This is a genomic window from Streptomyces muensis, from assembly GCF_021474425.1.
Classification (GTDB): domain Bacteria; phylum Actinomycetota; class Actinomycetes; order Streptomycetales; family Streptomycetaceae; genus Streptomyces; species Streptomyces muensis.
Genome location: NZ_JAKEIP010000613.1, coordinates 1 through 824 on the forward strand (window position 1 = coordinate 1; position 824 = coordinate 824).

General features: G+C 73.7%; 1 pseudogene. It reads right to left on the reverse strand.

The annotated features are described in order from the left end of the window. Positions 1-594: 594 nt before the first annotated feature. Positions 595-824, reverse strand: a pseudogene (locus L0P92_RS44715) (photosystem reaction center subunit H); the annotation flags it as partial.

An 824-nucleotide genomic window follows, 5' to 3' on the forward strand; every position in this document is an offset into this window, starting at 1 on the left:
CTACGTCCCCCCACCGCAGCCCCCCTCGGGTACTGCGCCGGTCGGCGCGTCGAGTCGTGTGTCGAGTTCTGCGCAAAGTGCCGAGCCGAGTCCCGCGCCGGGTTCCCTGCCGCTCCCGGCGGAGAGCCCGGGCGGTTCCCCGCCGCTTCCGCCGCAGGACGTGTCGTCGGGTCCCGCTCCGGGTTCGGACCCGCTTCCACCACTCTCGGGTCCGACCCCCGCCCTGAGTTCCGCGCGGAGCACCGAGGCCGACCCCGCCCCGGATTCGCCGCGCCTCCCTGCGCAGAGCCGGGCACCAGGCTTCTCGTCGCCCCCTGCGGAGTCTCAGGTGCAGGACGTGTTGTCGGGTTCGGCGCCGCAGTCGTCGGGGCCTGAGGCGTCCCGTGTGGCGGGTGTTGTGCAGAGCGCTGATCCGGGGTCTGCTCCGAGTTCGCTGCCGCTCTCTGGGGAGAGCCGGGTGTCAGGTTCCTCGCCGGCCGTTGCGGGGTCTCAGGTGCAGGACGTGTTGTCGGGTTCGGCGCCGCAGTCGTCGGGGCCTGAGCCGAGCCCTGTGTCGAGTGCGCGCCTGGCTCAGGGTTCCGCGCCGCTTCCGGCTCAGGACATGTCGTCGGGTTCGGCGCCGGGATCCGAGCAGAGTCCCGCACCGGGTTCTGCGCCGCTTCCGTCGGCGCACTCGCCGTCGGGTTCGGCGCCCAGCCCGGTTCCGGCTCCGGTCCCTGTGCCGGGCCTTGAGTCGAGTCCCACGCTGGTCCTGCCGCTTCCTGGGCAGAGCCCGGCACCGAGCCCAGTGCCGAGTTCCCCGCCGCCCCCCGTGCCTCCTGCAC